Below are 1,554 nucleotides of genomic sequence, written 5' to 3'. Positions count from 1 at the left end.
AAAAAGAGATCTTTGAAAACCGAACAGAATAGAAGAAACCAAGAACGAAACGTCAATTCTGGAAAGAAGAAACAATCGATGTCAGATGACATCGTGAGCTAAAATCAAATGGAGAGTTTGATCCTGGCTCAGGATGAACGCTGGCGGCATGCCTAATACATGCAAGTCGAACGGACCGAAGGGAAAGCTTGCTTTTCCTGAAGTCAGTGGCGAACGGGTGAGTAACACGTAGGTAACCTGCCCATGTGCCCGGGACAACGCCTGGAAACGGGTGCTAAAACCGGATAGGTAGAGAGATCGCATGAACTTTCTATTAAAGGGGCTACGGCCCTGAACATGGATGGACCTGCGGTGCATTAGCTAGTTGGTGAGGTAACGGCCCACCAAGGCGACGATGCATAGCCGACCTGAGAGGGCGAACGGCCACATTGGGACTGAGACACGGCCCAAACTCCTACGGGAGGCAGCAGTAGGGAATTTTCGTCAATGGGGGGAACCCTGAACGAGCAATGCCGCGTGAGTGAAGACGGTCTTCGGATTGTAAAGCTCTGTTGCGAGAGAAAAACGACACGGATAGGGAATGATCCGTGGGTGATGGTATCTCGCCAGAAAGTCACGGCTAACTACGTGCCAGCAGCCGCGGTAATACGTAGGTGGCGAGCGTTATCCGGAATGATTGGGCGTAAAGGGTGCGTAGGCGGCCCGTTAAGTCTGGAGTCAAAGCCGGCAGCTCAACTGTCGTACGCTTTGGAAACTGGCGGGCTGGAGTGCAGAAGAGGGCGATGGAACTCCATGTGTAGCGGTAAAATGCGTAGATATATGGAAGAACACCAGTGGCGAAGGCGGTCGCCTGGTCTGCAACTGACGCTGAAGCACGAAAGCGTGGGGAGCAAATAGGATTAGATACCCTAGTAGTCCACGCCGTAAACGATGAGAACTAAGTGTTGGGGGAATAACTCAGTGCTGCAGTTAACGCAATAAGTTCTCCGCCTGGGGAGTATGCACGCAAGTGTGAAACTCAAAGGAATTGACGGGGGCCCGCACAAGCGGTGGAGTATGTGGTTTAATTCGAAGCAACGCGAAGAACCTTACCAGGCCTTGACATCCCGGGCAAGGGCGTAGAGATACGCCGGAGGCTATCCCGGTGACAGGTGGTGCATGGTTGTCGTCAGCTCGTGTCGTGAGATGTTGGGTTAAGTCCCGCAACGAGCGCAACCCTTGTGATATGTTACTACCAGTAAGATGAGGACTCATATCAGACTGCCGGTGACAAACCGGAGGAAGGTGGGGATGACGTCAAATCATCATGCCCCTTATGGCCTGGGCTACACACGTACTACAATGGCGCATACAAAGAGCAGCGAACCCGTGAGGGCAGGCGAATCTCGCAAAGTGCGTCTCAGTTCGGATTGAAGTCTGCAACCCGACTTCATGAAGTTGGAATCGCTAGTAATCGCGAATCAGCATGTCGCGGTGAATACGTTCTCGGGCCTTGTACACACCGCCCGTCAAACCATGGGAGTTGGTAATACCCGAAGCCGGTGGCATAACCCA

General features: G+C 52.8%; 1 rRNA gene (cut by a window edge). It reads left to right on the top strand.

Going from position 1 to position 1,554, the window contains the following annotated elements:
* Window positions 1-105 precede the first annotated feature (105 nt).
* Window positions 106-1,554: ribosomal RNA gene (locus PND65_RS09440) — 16S ribosomal RNA — on the top strand; it runs 193 nt beyond the window's last position.

It is taken from the genome of Faecalitalea cylindroides (genome assembly GCF_028321995.1).
Classification (GTDB): Bacteria; Bacillota_I; Bacilli_A; order Erysipelotrichales; family Erysipelotrichaceae; genus Faecalitalea; species Faecalitalea cylindroides.
Note: the sequence above shows the minus strand (reverse complement) of the source record. Positions and strands in the feature narration are given on the sequence as shown.